Origin of the sequence: Roseateles koreensis (genome assembly GCF_028595305.1) — a bacterium.
Classification (GTDB): Bacteria; Pseudomonadota; Gammaproteobacteria; order Burkholderiales; family Burkholderiaceae_C; genus Paucibacter_A; species Paucibacter_A koreensis.
On sequence record NZ_JAQQXS010000002.1, the window covers coordinates 369855 to 383758 of the forward strand.

At 62.3% G+C, this 13904-nt stretch carries 14 protein-coding genes; 9 read left to right on the forward strand and 5 right to left on the reverse strand.

From position 1 onward, the window contains the following. Nucleotides 1-11: 11 nt before the first annotated feature. The 8 genes from PRZ01_RS03410 (at nucleotide 12) to speB (ending at nucleotide 8821) form a co-directional block, all read left to right on the forward strand. Entirely contained in the window at nucleotides 12-1115 is a 1104-nt protein-coding gene (locus tag PRZ01_RS03410) for an ABC transporter ATP-binding protein (RefSeq protein ID WP_273595348.1), read from the forward strand. Then, a complete protein-coding gene (locus PRZ01_RS03415) occupies nucleotides 1112-2035 on the forward strand; it encodes an ABC transporter permease (protein ID WP_273595349.1) in 924 nt (307 codons plus the stop codon). The genes PRZ01_RS03410 and PRZ01_RS03415 overlap by 4 nt, the downstream gene beginning before the upstream one ends. Then, nucleotides 2032-2865, forward strand: coding sequence for an ABC transporter permease (locus tag PRZ01_RS03420; protein WP_273595350.1), 834 nt, complete (start codon nucleotides 2032-2034; stop codon nucleotides 2863-2865). The genes PRZ01_RS03415 and PRZ01_RS03420 overlap by 4 nt, the downstream gene beginning before the upstream one ends. Before the next feature lie 80 nt (nucleotides 2866-2945). Continuing rightward, entirely contained in the window at nucleotides 2946-4322 is a 1377-nt protein-coding gene (locus PRZ01_RS03425) for a DUF3138 family protein (protein WP_273595351.1), read from the forward strand. A 115-nt stretch (nucleotides 4323-4437) separates the two neighbouring features. Beyond that, nucleotides 4438-5967, forward strand: coding sequence for an aldehyde dehydrogenase family protein (locus PRZ01_RS03430; RefSeq protein ID WP_273595352.1), 1530 nt, complete (start codon nucleotides 4438-4440; stop codon nucleotides 5965-5967). A gap of 106 nt (nucleotides 5968-6073) precedes the next feature. Beyond that, a complete protein-coding gene (locus PRZ01_RS03435) occupies nucleotides 6074-6415 on the forward strand; it encodes a cupin domain-containing protein (RefSeq protein WP_273595353.1) in 342 nt (113 codons plus the stop codon). Nucleotides 6416-6458: 43 nt separating this feature from the next. Continuing rightward, nucleotides 6459-7853: an NAD(P)/FAD-dependent oxidoreductase gene (locus PRZ01_RS03440; RefSeq protein ID WP_273595354.1), complete on the forward strand. Its 1395-nt coding sequence runs from the start codon at nucleotides 6459-6461 to the stop codon at nucleotides 7851-7853. A gap of 26 nt (nucleotides 7854-7879) precedes the next feature. After that, on the forward strand, nucleotides 7880-8821 hold the full coding sequence (speB, locus tag PRZ01_RS03445; RefSeq protein WP_273595355.1) for an agmatinase: 942 nt from the start codon (nucleotides 7880-7882) through the stop codon (nucleotides 8819-8821). Between the two features lie 54 nt (nucleotides 8822-8875). On the opposite strand, the gene PRZ01_RS03450 is transcribed toward speB, so the two are convergent. Together PRZ01_RS03450 and PRZ01_RS03455 are read right to left on the reverse strand one after the other, a co-directional pair. Continuing rightward, nucleotides 8876-9355 carry an RES family NAD+ phosphorylase gene (locus PRZ01_RS03450; RefSeq protein WP_273595356.1) on the reverse strand — a complete coding sequence of 160 codons (480 nt, stop codon included), beginning with the start codon at nucleotides 9353-9355 and terminating at the stop codon, nucleotides 8876-8878. Then, nucleotides 9352-9852, reverse strand: coding sequence for an antitoxin Xre/MbcA/ParS toxin-binding domain-containing protein (locus PRZ01_RS03455; RefSeq protein WP_273595357.1), 501 nt, complete (start codon nucleotides 9850-9852; stop codon nucleotides 9352-9354). The genes PRZ01_RS03450 and PRZ01_RS03455 overlap by 4 nt, the downstream gene beginning before the upstream one ends. A 166-nt stretch (nucleotides 9853-10018) precedes the next feature. Between PRZ01_RS03455 and PRZ01_RS03460 the strand changes: the two genes are divergently transcribed. Next, on the forward strand, nucleotides 10019-10621 hold the full coding sequence (locus PRZ01_RS03460; RefSeq protein WP_273595358.1) for a 2-hydroxychromene-2-carboxylate isomerase: 603 nt from the start codon (nucleotides 10019-10021) through the stop codon (nucleotides 10619-10621). A gap of 76 nt (nucleotides 10622-10697) precedes the next feature. Here the strand turns inward: PRZ01_RS03460 and PRZ01_RS03465 are convergent, their stop codons facing one another. From PRZ01_RS03465 to PRZ01_RS03475, 3 genes are all read right to left on the reverse strand, one after another. Then, a complete protein-coding gene (locus tag PRZ01_RS03465; RefSeq protein WP_273595359.1) occupies nucleotides 10698-10955 on the reverse strand; it encodes a hypothetical protein in 258 nt (85 codons plus the stop codon). Nucleotides 10956-11053: 98 nt separating this feature from the next. After that, nucleotides 11054-12379, reverse strand: a complete 1326-nt coding sequence (locus tag PRZ01_RS03470) for a hypothetical protein (protein WP_273595360.1) — start codon at nucleotides 12377-12379, stop codon at nucleotides 11054-11056. Then, the coding region (locus tag PRZ01_RS03475; RefSeq protein ID WP_409993796.1) for a lipase family alpha/beta hydrolase at nucleotides 12376-13904 on the reverse strand (1529 nt) is incomplete at its 5' end. The genes PRZ01_RS03475 and PRZ01_RS03470, both read right to left, overlap by 4 nt.

Here is a 13904-nt window from a genome sequence, read left to right on the forward strand (position 1 = left end):
AAGTAGCCCGCATGAAAACGACCCAGGCCGCTGAGCCTTACCTGAAAATCGACAACGTCGTCAAAGACTTCGGCGGCGGCGCCATTGCCGTCAACCATGTCTCGATCGACATCGCCCAAGGCGAGATCTTTGCCCTGCTGGGGTCCTCGGGCTGCGGCAAGACCACGCTGCTGCGGATGTTGGGCGGCTTCGAGACGCCCACCTCGGGCCGCATCGTACTCAACGGGCAGGACCTGGCCGGTTTGCCGCCCTACGAGCGGCCGATCAATATGATGTTCCAGTCCTACGCGCTGTTCCCGCACCTCACGGTCTGGGACAACATCGCCTTCGGCCTGCGGCGCGACGGCATGCCCAAGGCGCAAATCGCCGAACGTGTGGACGCCATGCTCAAGCTCGTACAGCTCGGCAAGTTCGCCAAGCGCAAGCCCCACCAGTTGTCGGGCGGCCAACAGCAGCGCGTGGCCCTGGCCCGCAGCTTGGCCAAGCGCCCCCAGCTCTTGTTGCTGGATGAGCCGCTGGGCGCGCTGGACAAAAAACTGCGCGAGGAAACCCAGATCGAGCTGGTCAACATCATCCACGACGTGGGCGTGACCTGCGTGATGGTGACGCACGACCAAGAAGAAGCCATGACCATGGCCAGCCGCATCGCCGTGATGAGCGAAGGCCGCATCCTGCAGGTCGGCACGCCCGGCGACATCTACGAGACACCGGCCACGCGCTTCGTCGCCGACTTCATCGGCAACGTCAATTTAATGGCAGGCACGTTGGCGCAAGACGCGCCCGACCACGCCGTGATCGAGTGCGCTGATTGCCGGCATTACGTCGGCCACGGCATCACTGGCCACGCAGGCATGGCGCTGAATGTGGCGGTGCGTCCTGAAAAGGTACGCCTCACCCGTGAGCAGCCCGTGGGCGAATTCAACACCGTGCGCGGCACGGTCAAAGACCGCTCCTACTTCGGTGCCTACACGGTGTTCCACCTCGACCTGGCCAGCGGCGCCGTGCTCAAAGTGAGCCAAAGCAATAGCGAGCGCCACCGCGACAACGAGCTGGACGTGGGCGATGTGGCCTGGGCGCAATGGACGGACACCGCGCAAGTGGTGCTGACGCAATGAAGACCGCAATCCGTTGGCCCTCCTTTGGGCGCCAGGTGGTCATCGGCATCCCTTTCGCCTGGCTTGCGCTGTTCTTTGCGCTGCCCTTCCTGATCGTGCTGAAGATCAGCGTCTCCGAAATGGACAACGTGGTCTTCAAAGACCTGTTGACCTTGAGCGACGGCGTGCTGCAGATCACGATGCGCTTGAGCAACTACCTGACGGCCGCGCAGGACGCGCTGTACTTCACCGCCTACTTCGCCAGCCTCAAGTACGCCGCCATCACCACGGTGTTGTGCCTGGCCATCGGCTACCCCTTCGCCTACTTCATGGCGCGGGCCGAGCGCAGCGTGCAGCCGGTATTGTTGATGCTGGTGATGTTGCCGTTCTGGACCTCGTTCTTGCTGCGCGTCTACGCCTGGAAGGCCCTGCTCGGCGAGCATGGCTGGGTGGCTGATGCCTTGATCGCCCTGCACGTTGACCGCTTGCTGGCCGCCGCCGATCTGATCTCATCGCCGGGGATGCTGATGAACACGCCGTTCTCGCTCACCCTGGGCATGGTCTACACCTATCTGCCCTTCATGATCCTGCCGCTATACGGCAACCTGGCAAAGCTCGATGTGCGCTTTCTGGAAGCCGCCGCCGACCTCGGCGCCCACCCCTGGGTGACGTTCTGGAAGGTAACCGTGCCGCTGTCGAAAGAAGGCATCGTGGCGGGTTCGCTGCTGGTGTTCATCCCCTGTATCGGCGAGTTCGTGATCCCTGAACTGCTGGGCGGGCCACAGACCCTGATGATCGGCCGCGTGCTGTGGGACGAGTTCTTCAGCAACAACGACTGGCCCATGGCCTCCACCGTCGCCGTGGCCCTCATCCTGATCATCATCGTGCCCCTGGCGCTGTTCAATAAGTACCAGGCGCAATCGCAGGAGAAGCGCGCATGAAAAGCAATCAAACCTTCAGCCGCGCATGGCTCGCCAGCGGCTACCTGTTCTTGTACCTGCCCATCGTTGCGCTGGTCATCTTCTCTTTCAACGACTCGCCGATTCCGAGCATTCTGCGCGGCTTCACCTTCAAGTGGTACGCGGCACTGGCGAACGATGGCGAGATGCTCAGCGGCTTCGGCCTTTCCTTGAAGATCGCCCTGGCCACGGCCTTTGGTTCGGTCATTCTGGGTACGTTGGCCGCCTTTGCCTTGACCAAGTACAAGCGCTTTGCCGGGCGCACGCTGTTCGCCGGCATGGTCAGCGCGCCGCTGGTGATGCCCGAGGTGATTCTCGGCCTCTCACTGCTGCTGATGCTGGTCTCCCTGCAACGCCTGCTGGGCTGGCCCGAGCGCGGCATGATGACCATCTGGCTGGGCCACCTGCTGCTGGGCATGGCCTACGCCACCGTGGTGGTGCAGGCACGCCTGCAAGGCCTGCCCCCGCAACTGGAAGAAGCCGCCATGGACCTGGGCGCCAAGCCCGCGCAGCTGTTCCGCCTGGTGACACTGCCCATGATTGCGCAGAGCCTGCTGTCGGCTTGGTTGCTGACCTTCACCATCTCGCTGGACGACGTCGTGATTTCCGCCTTCCTCTCGGGGCCGGGCGCCACCACCATGCCGCTGGTGATCTTCTCCCGTGCACGCCTGGGCCTCAACCCCAGCGTCAATGCCATGGCCACCATGATCATCGCGGTCGTGAGCCTGGGCGTCATCGCCGCCAGCACCTGGACCGTGCGCACCGAACGACGACGGCAGCGGGAAATGAGCGCCGCGCAGCGCGCGAACTGACGAACTGAAGAAACACCGTCCACCCCCTCCTCTCTTCTTTCATTCATCGCAACTCCCGGGCCCGCCCCGGACAGAATTCCATGAACCAATTCAAATTGAGCGCGCTCGCCCTGGGCGTCGCGATGGGCCTGCCTTTGCCTTCTTTCGCCCAGACGGCCCCGACCGACAACCCACTGCGCAAGGAATTGCTGGACCTGCAAGCCCGCATGGCCGAGTTGGAAAAGCGCCTGCAAAGCGCCGAGAGCAACAAGGGCATGACGCCGGAGCAGCAACAAGACTTCAACCGCATTGCCGTCAAGGCCGAAGCGCTGGAAGACAGCCGTGACTTCATGGGCATGAAGAACCTCAAGATCAGCGGCTACTTCGACCTTGCCTACGTCTACAACCAGGCCCAGGACCGCGCTGGCTTCCAGTTCATCAACCCCGTGCAAAGCGGCGGCTATGGCTACGACAACTCCTACTTCGGCATGGCCATGCTCGACTTCCTGAAGGAGACCGACAGCGGCACCCGCTGGCACCTGACACTGGCCCCCAACCGGGGCGCCGGCGCCATCATCGATGGCAGCTCCATCGTGCATGAAGCCAGCGTCTCGGTGCCGCTGACTGACCTGCAAACCCGCCTGATCGCGGGCCAGATTCCTGACTGGAGCGGCTACGAGTTCGTGCCCGCGCCGCAGACAAAACTGGTCTCCCACAACCTGCTGTTCGACTTCACACTGCCCGTGTCCTACACCGGCATCGGCGTGGACATCGTGCGTGGCAAATGGGAAACCAAGGCCCTGCTGGCCAATATGAACGCCAGCCTGCGCACACCGCATCAAAAGGCACCTGTGTTGGCCTACCGCGTGGACTACTCCAAGGGCGAGTTCGACGGCTTCGGCTTTGCCGGCGTGCATGGCAACGTGGCCAACTACGCTGATGGCGGCGGTAGCCAACTGCCGGACTCACGCCTTGACACCTTCGAGTTCGACGCCTACTTCATCCGCGGGGACCTGACCTTGCAAGGGCAGATGAGCATCGGTCGCCAAAAGAACGCGGCCATCACGCTCGACCCCGTCACCGGTGAACACCGTGATGCGCAGTGGTGGGGTGCTTCGACCCTGATGGCCTACAAGTTCCAACCGACGCTTGAAGGCATCGTGCGGCTTGACTACCTGAACAACGAGAAGAACGGCGGCGGCCTGCTCGGTTACGCCAGCAGCGATGGCCGCAACGGCATCGGCCCGGGCTGGTCTTATGACAGCGCCGCCAGCGCCTGGACCCAGACCAACCCCGAGCGCGGCGCCAACCGGACGGCCCTCACCGTCGGCGCGAACTTCAACTTCAACGCCAACACCACGTTCAAGCTGGAGTACCGCAGCGACTTCGCCAGCGAGGCCGTGTTCTTCGACGCACGCAGCAATGGCTACCGCAAGACCAACCACCTGCTGGGTGGCGCCATGGTCGTGAGCTTCTGAGCCCGAGCGACCCTAAAAGCCGTCGCCTGAGAACGCTTGGCCCCCGCCTGCTTTGCCAGGCGGCGGGCAACGTTCGCCCCTAACGAAAGTCTCCCGCGCACGCCGCGAGAACCTCATGCATAACGAAGTAACCCCCCTCCTGTCCAGGGCCTTGAAAGACCTGCTCGGCGCACCCCGTACTGGCGTCGATGCAGAGGCCGAATCCGCCGCACTGGCCAGCCTCGCCGGCGTCTGCGTGGACGGCCAGTGGTCTGACGGCACAGGACGCGCGCTCACGGTGATCAACCCCGCCATCGGCATGCCCCTGGCCACCGTGCTGGGCGGCGAAAGCGGCGCCGTCGACGCCGCTGCACGAGCCGCCGCCCAAGCCAGCGAGACTTGGCGACGTACCCCGCTGGCCGAGCGCGCCGACTGCCTGGAAAAAATTGCCCGCACCGTCGACGCTCATCGCAGCGCGCTGGCCGAGCTGCAGATGCTCAACAACGGCAAGCCCATGGCTGAAGCGGAGATCGACGTGGGCGACGTCGTCGCCACCTTTAACTACTATGCCTCGCTGTGCCGCAGCGGCGCGGGCCTGGGCACGGCGCCGGTGGCGCTGCCGGACCCGGCCTTCCAGGCGGACGTGAGCTTCGAGCCCTGCGGTGTGGTCGGCCTGATCGTGCCCTGGAACTTTCCCATGGTGACCACCGCCTGGAAGCTCGCGCCCGCCCTGGCCGCCGGCTGCACCGTGGTGCTCAAGCCCTCGGACATGACCCCGCTGGCCGAGATCGCCCTGCTGCGCCTGATCCAGCAATGCGGCCTGCCAACGGGCACCGTCAACATGGTTTGCGGCGGCGCCGATGTGGGCGTGGCGCTGACCCAGCATGCGGGTATCGCCAAGATTTCCTTCACCGGCAGCACCGCTGCTGGCGCTTCGATCATGCGTGCCGCGGCGAACCGCATCCAGCGCGTGAGCCTGGAGCTGGGCGGCAAGTCAGCCTTCATCGTCCTGGCCGACGCCGACTTGGACGAAGCGGTCTCGCTGGCCATCAGCGGCGCCTTCTTCAATGCGGGACAAATGTGTTCCGCCACCTCCCGCATCCTGATCGAGGAAAGCGTCTACGCAGAATTCACCCGGCGCTTTGTGGAACGCGCCGCCCAACTGCAAACCGGCGACGCACGCGACCCGGCCACCACGCTGGGCCCGCTCATCAGCCAGGCGCATTGGGAGCGGGTGCGCGGATTTGTGGACCTCGGCAAGCAAGCCGCCGAGTTGCTGCTGGGCGGTGACGACACGCCGCGTGAGGGCTTTTTCATGAACCCCGTGGTGTTTGGCGACGTGCCGGTCAGCGCCACCATCTGGCGTGAAGAAATCTTCGGCCCGGTGGCCTGCCTGCGCAGCTTCTCCAGCGATGAAGAGGCGGCACGCATCGCCAACGACTCCGACTACGGCCTGGTGGCTACCATCGCCACGCGGGACACGGCGCGCGCTAACGTTTTGTCTGAGCGGCTGCAGGTCGGCACCGTCTGGATCAACACCCCGCAGCTGATTTTTCCGCAAACCGGCTGGGGCGGCTTCAAGAAAAGCGGCATCGGCCGCGAACTGGGCCCCTGGGGCCTCAAGGCCTTCCAGGAAATTCGCCACGTGGTGCGTAGTGCTGCCTGAAAGCGGCCTGATGGCCGCCTGATAGCCGCCTGAACGGCACCGCAAGTATTTTCTTTCCCCGACTTTTCTGCACTTCCTCCATCATTTCAATCTCTGAAAGCACACCATGAGCAAAACCGTCAACGACATCCAAGCCATCTCCTTCGCCAACGGCGTCTTCACCGCCCTGGACTACGGCATGGATGAGAGCGAACTGCGCGTCACCAGCGCCGACTGCAAGCGCTTCAACGTCGCGCTGTGGCAAGGCAAGGTCGGCGCCGTCGACTTCCCCGCCACCGAAACCACTGAAGTCTGCTGGCTGACCGAAGGCAAGATCGCGCTGATCGACGAAGCCGGTGGCCGCCGCGAATTCTCGGCCGGTGAAGGCTATCTGCTGCCCAAGGGCTTTGCCGGCCGCTGGGAAACGCTGATCGACGCGAAGAAGATCGCCGTCATCCTCGAAGACTGAAAAGCTCTTATCCGCCGACCGCAGTAAAAACAAGACCCGCGCCATGATCGACCCGACCGTCCACCCCGCCTTCCAAGGCACGAAGTTTTTCCCCTACTGGCTCGACAACCCGGCTGCCCCCAGCCCGGAGCGTGAGTTGACGGGCGAGGTGCGCGCCGGGTTGGCGGTGGTCGGCGGTGGTTTCACCGGCCTGTGGGCCGCCATCCAGGCTAAAGAGACCAACCCCACGATGGAAGTGGTGCTGATCGAAGCCGGCCTGGTGGCGCACGGCGCCTCGGGCCGACCCTGCGGCATCATCTCCACCTCCATCATGCATGGCCTGGCCAACGCGGCGCGCGTGTTTCCCAAAGACATCGATCAGCTGGAAGAACTGGGGCGCATCAACCTCGACGGCTTCAAGCGCGACCTCGACCGCTACGGCATCGATTGCGACATCGAATGGAATGGCGAGATCACCGCCGCCATCAGCCACGAGCACATCGAGGTGCTGCGTGAAGACTACGAACTGCACCGCGCACACGGCCACGACGTCACCCTGCTGAACAAGGCGCAAGCCCAGGCCGAAATCAACTCCCCGCTGTTCGAGGGCGCACTGTGGGGCAAGCACCGCAGCGGCACCGTGCATCCGGCCAAGCTGGCCTGGGGGCTGAAAGCGGCTGCGCTGAGACTTGGCGTCACGATCTATGAACGCTCGCCGCTGGAGCGCATTGAAAACCAGCCGCACGGCCTGGCGCTGTACACGCCGGCAGGCGTGCTATTGACCGAGCGCGTGTTCTTCGCCACTGGCGTGGCCAAGATCGGTGTCGGCGACATCAACCGCCGCGTCATGAATGTACAAGACCACATCATGGCCACCGAGCCCTTGACGCCCGAGCAGATGGCGCGCGTAGGTTGGCAAAACCGCCAGGGCTTCTACGACACCCGCACCCAGCTCAACTACGGCCGGCTCACCAAAGACAACCGCATCATCTTCGGCGGCTCGGTCACCTACCACTACGGCGAGCACACCGACCCGGACGAAAACCGCGCGGCCACGACCTACGCGGGCCTGATCGAGGCCTTCTTCAAGACCTTCCCGCAGCTGCACGATGTGCGCTTCTCGCATGCCTGGGGCGGCCCGATCGACTATTGCTCGCGCGGCTCCGTTTTCGTCAAACCCTACTTCAAGGGCAAGGCCGTGTTCGTGGCCGGCTACACCGGCTTTGGGGTGGCGGCCAGCCGCTTCGGCGCCACCATGGGCTTGAACACCTTGTTCGGGCGCGACGCGCCGGAGCAGCGGCTGGACATCGTCCAAAAGGGCAGCAGCTACATCCCGCCCGGCATCCTGCGCTGGATCGGCGCCAAGATCACCTTCGCCGCGCTGGACGGCGCCGACGCGCAAGGCGGCTGGAAGCGGGCTTGGATCCGCTTCGTCAAAGCCCTTGGCTTTCCCATGTAAGAACATCCCCAGAATCTGAGACCCTCATGAAAAACCAACCCCTCAGTGGCAACGCCATGCCGCGCTTCGGCGGCATCGCCACCATGATGCGCCTGCCGCACGTCGCTTCAGCGGCAGGGCTGGACGTCGGCTTCATCGGCGTGCCCTTCGACATCGGCACCTCCAACCGCTCGGGCGCACGCTTCGGGCCGCGTCAGATCCGCGCCGAATCCTCGCTGATCCGCCCCTACAACATGGCCACCGGCGCCGCACCCTTCGACGCGCTGCAAGTGGCCGACCTGGGCGATGTGCCGATCAACACCTACTCACTGCCGAAATCGGTGGACATCATCACAGCCTTCTACCAAGACGTGCTGGCGGCAAACTGCAAGCCCCTGACGATGGGCGGCGACCACACGATCGCGCTACCCATCCTGCGTGCACTCGCAGCCAAGCACGGCCCGGTGGCCCTGGTGCACGTGGATGCCCACGCCGACATCAACGAAGACATGTTCGGCGAAAAGATTGCCCACGGCACGCCCTTCCGCCGCGCTGTTGAAGAGAACTTGCTGGCCTGCAACAAGGTCTTCCAGATCGGTCTGCGCGGCACCGGCTACGCGTCGGACGATTTCGACTGGCCTCGCGAACAAGGCTTCACCATCGTGCAAGCCCATGAAGTCTGGCACCAGTCCATGGCCCCCATCATGGCCCGGGTGCGCGAGACCATCGGCGACACGCCCTGCTACATCAGCTTTGACATTGACGGCATTGACCCCGCCTACGCGGGTGGCACCGGCACGCCCGAAATCGGCGGCTTGACCGTCCCCCAAGCCCTTGAAATCATCCGCGGCTGCTGGGGGCTGAACATTGTCGGCGGCGACCTGGTGGAAGTGGCGCCACCCTACGACCTCTCCGGCAACACCTCGCTGCTGGCCGCCAATCTGCTGTACGAAATGCTCTGCGTCATGCCCGGCGTGCCACGCCGCTGATGGCAACAGTTAGGGGCCACGAAGCCGACGCGGCCCAAGAACGCGGACGTACCTTTACGGGAACATCCGCGGATCGAACACAAAGGGGTTTCGTTCGATCTCTAGCTTGATGGACCTGTACTCAGGGTGCGCGGGATTGATCAGCAAATTCATGTCGCCAGGTTCTACATAGGACGGCACCCAGAGGCCCAGGCTGGACAGCGAGCCCAGCCACGCCATGCCAAGCGCCTGGGTTGCCGCTTCATTGCTGCGCCAGTCGGCCGGCAAGCGCATCGAGCCCACATCGGCGAGCGCTGCCCCCGCCGGCAGTTCCAGCCGCATCAGCGCTTGATTTTTGGGGTGGGCACCATTGGCGTGGACTCGCTTTTCTAACTGGCACAGCGCACGACTAGCCCCCGCGTAAACAATCGGGTGGGGACCCTTGAGGTGCCAGCGCCCATTGCCAAGCGTGGAGCCATAGCCTAGCGAGGCGAGCAGGGCCGCCTTTGCAGGGACGGGTTTGTCGACATAGCCAATGCGCCAAACCGAAGTCAAACAACACCGCCGTACTTGAGGGCCAGCAAGATGTCTTTCACCCGCTCGCCGCCATAGGAGGTTTTGGCCGTCTCGAGAGGTGTCTCGCCATCGAGCATGGGATGCGGCTTGCGCAGCCAGGCCGATGCTTCATCTTCGGACTCAAAGGTATCGCTGGCCAATTCAAACAACTCCATCAGCCTCAACACACCTTCTGCCGCATGAAGCGGCAGGAGCTGGTCCTTGGCGGCCCGCCGATTGGCGGTGCCCCTGTCGAGATCAAGATAATCTGCAACAAGGCCCTTGCCCAGGCCAAGCGCGTCACCCAGCGGCGCAATCGCCCGACTGGTGATGCCGCGTTTGATGATGTGGTGGGCCGCTGTTGCGTTGAAAGCAATGGGGGTGGACTGCACAGGCCTCGGTGGCGGACCGCCTTCGCGAACCTCCAGCAAATCCCAAATGCCGGCAAGCGCGACGCTGCCGCCATAGGAACGCAATGAGCTTGATGGCTTTAACATGATGCAATTACATCACAGCGTTGATTCATTTACAACGCAACGAGAATTCGCTTCAAGCCCCCCATGCCGAGGCAGCAAATCGACGCAGGCACCAGCGCTAACCTCACAGGCGCACGCCACGCAGCCTGCCCCTACAATCCGCGCCACACTGAGGGAGCATCCACGCATGTCCGCGCCGATTGATTTCTATTTCGACTTTGCCTCGCCCTACGGCTACATTGCCTCCGCACTGATCGATCAGTTGGCGGAACGCCAAGGTCGCGCCGTGAACTGGCATGCCATCGTGCTGGACGCCAACTTCAATTCATTGGAGCGGATCCGCATCCCCAACAACGTCATGCGCAGCGACTACGTGCGCCGTGACGCCGAGCGCCTGGCCGCCTATGAGGGCGTGAAGTACCAAACCCCCTCCACCCTGGGCCTGCACACCGAGCAAGCCGCCCGCCTGTTCCACTGGATTAACGATCGCAGCCCGGAGCAAGGCCGCACCTTCGCCAAGCAGGTGCTGGAGGCTTACTTTGTGCAAGACCTCAACATCGCCTCCTCCGAGGTGCTGCTGGCGATTGCCGAAAGCATGGGCATCACGCCCGAAGATTTTCACGAGGCCAGCAGTTCATCATCGAGCCGCCAGCGCCTGAAGGCCGAAGTGGACATGGCCGAAGCGCGCGGCGTGTTCGGCTCGCCCTTCTTCATCGTTGAAGGCGAACGCTTCTGGGGCAACGACCGCCTGCCCCAACTTGAGCGTTGGTTGAGCGCCGGCCCTTACTGAACAAGGCCTGAGGGCTGATTGCAAAAGGCGGCCAGGAATGGCCGCCCGCTCAGCCCGTGTCAGCGCAAGTAGTTTCTTACTTCGGCAGCAAGCCCGCAGCCAGTGCGCGCAGGGCTGCGGCGTCCAGAGTCTTGCCCGGCTGGGCCTCACAGATTTGCGCCACGCGGTTCAGCAGGCCGGCGGCAAAGCGGTGCGCCGCAGCCAGCGTTTCTTCGTCGGTGTCATAGGTGTCATAGGCTTCTACAGCCACGCCGCTGTCTGAAGCCAGGTGTTTGACATCAATTTTTGGGCTGCCTGAATTTGTGCCGCCCGAGGGTTTAAGGTTCGTCGCCATGCCATGCTCCATTCAATAACAATGATGGCCAATGGTAATAGTGCCGCGGGTCTCTCCGGGGATCTTGTTGTGCTGTAGGTCGTCGTCAAAACTTGCGCTCAGGAATGCCCAGGCACCGATGTGAAAGAAAGCAAAGGCAAAAACCGCCCCACATAACTGTTTTTGATCGACCCCCGAAAGACCAACATCTGCTCCTGGGTCAACTCCGTCGCGGACGAAAACATATGCCCATCCGCATAAGCCACGCCCGTCTCGTGCTTGTAGAACTTCTTGCCTAAATCATCGGACGAACCAAAGCGCGCCTCGGTGAGATAGAACTCATTCAGCAGGCCCAGCAGATGGCCCACCTTGACCACCTCACCCTTGACCTCTTTGAACTCCGGGTCGGTGGCCATTTTGAAGTGCTGCCTCTGCGCAAACAGCTTGTCGATATTGCGTTGCACCCCTTCGTCCAAGGCCTGCTTGCCCACAAACCGGCCCTCATGCTCAATGCGCTTGTCTTCAAACACCCAAAGCGCTTTGCCCGCCGCATGAAAGTTAACCATGACCCCCGTGCTGCAGCCATTGGCGATCAGCTTGTCCGTTGGGAAATCAATGGCGCAGTTCCAGAGGTAGTGGCGCTCCAAGCCCGGCTTGGGCGCGGGTAAATGAAAAGGGTCGTGCTGGAAGACCTGCACATTGCTCAGCACAACAGGCAGTGCGGCGTCGAGGTGGGGCAGAGTTTGGTCGCGCCAGGTTTGGTAACGGGCTTCGGATTCAAGCAAATCCTTCGGGATATTCATCGAGTCTGGTAAATAGAGCCCTGGTGTGTTGGCCTTGCGCTCAAACCTGGCACGCACAGCCGCATTCATCGCAATTTGTCGCGAAGCCTGGATGACTAGGCTCAGCTGGTCAGAGATCGTCAACACAAAGGTGTCCAGGCGATGGTCAGTGTCCGCCACGGTCAAACTGATGGTGCCATCATCCGCACCCTTTTGTGTCGTCTGCCCATGCAGATAGCGGTTGTTGCCAAAACTCACTTCTTTGACAAATACCACCTTGCGCTCCTCATTCCACTCACTGGCACGCTCAAAAATCTCCATGGCAGTACCCCCGCCGTTGTCCAGCCAGAAGTCAATACCTGCGGCAGCAGGCCTTTCTCGATTGGTCATGGGCGGTTGAGGCTGGCCCTTGGCCGGCACATTGACCCGCATATTGAAGTAAATCGGTTTGACCGGGCTGGCCTTGGGCCCTGTCTCAATGGACATGAGTTCAAACTCAAAGGGGGCGACGGGCATCAAGACCTTGCCCATGCCTATCCAGGCGCCGGTGTATTCCATCAGAAGAGTCTCTCTGCTAGGGGGTGGGTTGCAACCGGCCAGGGGCCAGACCAGCAAGGCGGGTATGGTTTGTAAAAAATGGCGGCGCTGCGTAGGCTTGTTCATATGAATTTCTTCGAAATCGCCCGCAGCGCCGTGAAGAGCTGCGATTGCGCCTGGGGGTTGTGGCCGATGTTTTGGTGCTCGCTGTGAGGCCCGGCAATGGCTTTTTGCAGCTTCACGCCCGCCGCGCTCAGCGCCTTGCCCGAGGACTCGGGCACCGTGCCATCGCCCGCGCTGCGCTCAAACCCCCAGTGGACTTGAAACGCATCGATCAAGGTGGGTTTCATCTGCAAGGTGTTGGGGTCCATGGACTGGCTGACCGGGAACTTCACAGGTATCAGTTGGACGGTCAGGCGGGTGATGCTTTGGCCGCCGTTGCTGTAGATGGCGGTTGTCTCGGGGTGATATTTGAGGCGTAGGCTGGTGATGATGGTGTCGGCCTGCTCATAGGCTCTTTTTACATCTTCAAACTTCGAATCCAAACCTTGGCTTGACGGCTCGCTGTGATCCTTAACCCCCGCCGCATCTGCCCGCCATTGCGTTTTGAAGTCATGCAAGGGCTTCAAGGCCGTGTAACCGTAGGCACCCGGTGATCCCCAACGCGACCAGAAGCGCGGAGCAGACCAACCAATTCGGCCATTGACATGAAGTTCAGGTAACCCGCTAGTGCCTCGCATCGCTCCGATCTTTTGCTGATTGATGAAGGCCTTGTGCTCCCCCTGCGGGTCCACCCATTTGATCCAATCGACGGGGTCTTTGGCCGAAGCCACCGCCTTCTCAGCATCGGCGCAATAGTCATTGGAGGCCAGCAGGGTTTGCGGGCCGGTGAGCTGCGCCACAGCCGTCAAATAGCGGTAGGGCGAGATGCCCATGATGTTGCGAATGGCTTGGTCATCACTGCCCCCGAGCTTGGTCATGTCTTCGGTTTGCGTGCCTGCCAGCAGGCGCAGCGAGGCAGCAGGCGCGCCCGTGGTGGGCTGGGCCAGATGGATGATGCCGGCGATCCGATCCCTGAACCCCGCCACCTCGCTGATGTAGCGCGCCACCAGCGAGCCCATGCTGTGCGTGACCACAATCACCTGCTTCTGCTTGGGCCAGTACCAGTCCACGCAATCCGTGTAGCTGTCTGCAAAGACTTTTTCCAGAAAGGTGCTGAAGTCTTCTCCTTTTGCGTAAGGCCGGCCGCCTTGAGCAATCAAATCCGCGCCTTGCCGCCAGTCATAACCAAACGCCCAGACGGGATGGTAGGCCTGCTGGTTGTGCAGGGCCTGCATCTGCCCCGCCTCATCCAATTGCTTCACCGAGTAGCCACGACCCCATTGGTTCAAGGTGTGCAGCAGTGGCACGTAGGAGTCGTAAAACATGCTGTACCAGCCGCGCGCCTGGCGGCGCTGCATCACTTTTTGAATGTGAGGCTTGAGGCCTTTCTTCTCCTCCTCGGAGGAGTTGAAGAACAGCTCGTCTTCGATGCATTTTTCTTCGGCGCTCACATGGCTACTATCCAGATCGGAGAGCAATTGGCCGGGTGAACCCAGACGCGTGCCAACGTTTCGCACATCGGCGTCCGTCCCGTCCCCCCAGCTAAAAA

Bases quoted from the DNA above. Each gene is read 5' to 3' on its own strand.
- PRZ01_RS03435 (WP_273595353.1), top strand. From the start codon at position 6,074: ATGAGCAAAACCGTCAACGACATCCAAGCCATCTCCTTCGCCAACGGC.
- PRZ01_RS03410 (WP_273595348.1), top strand. From the start codon at position 12: ATGAAAACGACCCAGGCCGCTGAGCCTTACCTGAAAATCGACAACGTC.
- PRZ01_RS03420 (WP_273595350.1), top strand. From the start codon at position 2,032: ATGAAAAGCAATCAAACCTTCAGCCGCGCATGGCTCGCCAGCGGCTAC.
- speB (WP_273595355.1), top strand. From the start codon at position 7,880: ATGAAAAACCAACCCCTCAGTGGCAACGCCATGCCGCGCTTCGGCGGC.
- PRZ01_RS03440 (WP_273595354.1), top strand. From the start codon at position 6,459: ATGATCGACCCGACCGTCCACCCCGCCTTCCAAGGCACGAAGTTTTTC.
- PRZ01_RS03425 (WP_273595351.1), top strand. From the start codon at position 2,946: ATGAACCAATTCAAATTGAGCGCGCTCGCCCTGGGCGTCGCGATGGGC.
- PRZ01_RS03465 (WP_273595359.1), bottom strand. From the start codon at position 10,955: ATGGCGACGAACCTTAAACCCTCGGGCGGCACAAATTCAGGCAGCCCA.
- PRZ01_RS03455 (WP_273595357.1), bottom strand. From the start codon at position 9,852: ATGTTAAAGCCATCAAGCTCATTGCGTTCCTATGGCGGCAGCGTCGCG.
- PRZ01_RS03430 (WP_273595352.1), top strand. From the start codon at position 4,438: ATGCATAACGAAGTAACCCCCCTCCTGTCCAGGGCCTTGAAAGACCTG.
- PRZ01_RS03460 (WP_273595358.1), top strand. From the start codon at position 10,019: ATGTCCGCGCCGATTGATTTCTATTTCGACTTTGCCTCGCCCTACGGC.
- PRZ01_RS03470 (WP_273595360.1), bottom strand. From the start codon at position 12,379: ATGAACAAGCCTACGCAGCGCCGCCATTTTTTACAAACCATACCCGCC.
- PRZ01_RS03415 (WP_273595349.1), top strand. From the start codon at position 1,112: ATGAAGACCGCAATCCGTTGGCCCTCCTTTGGGCGCCAGGTGGTCATC.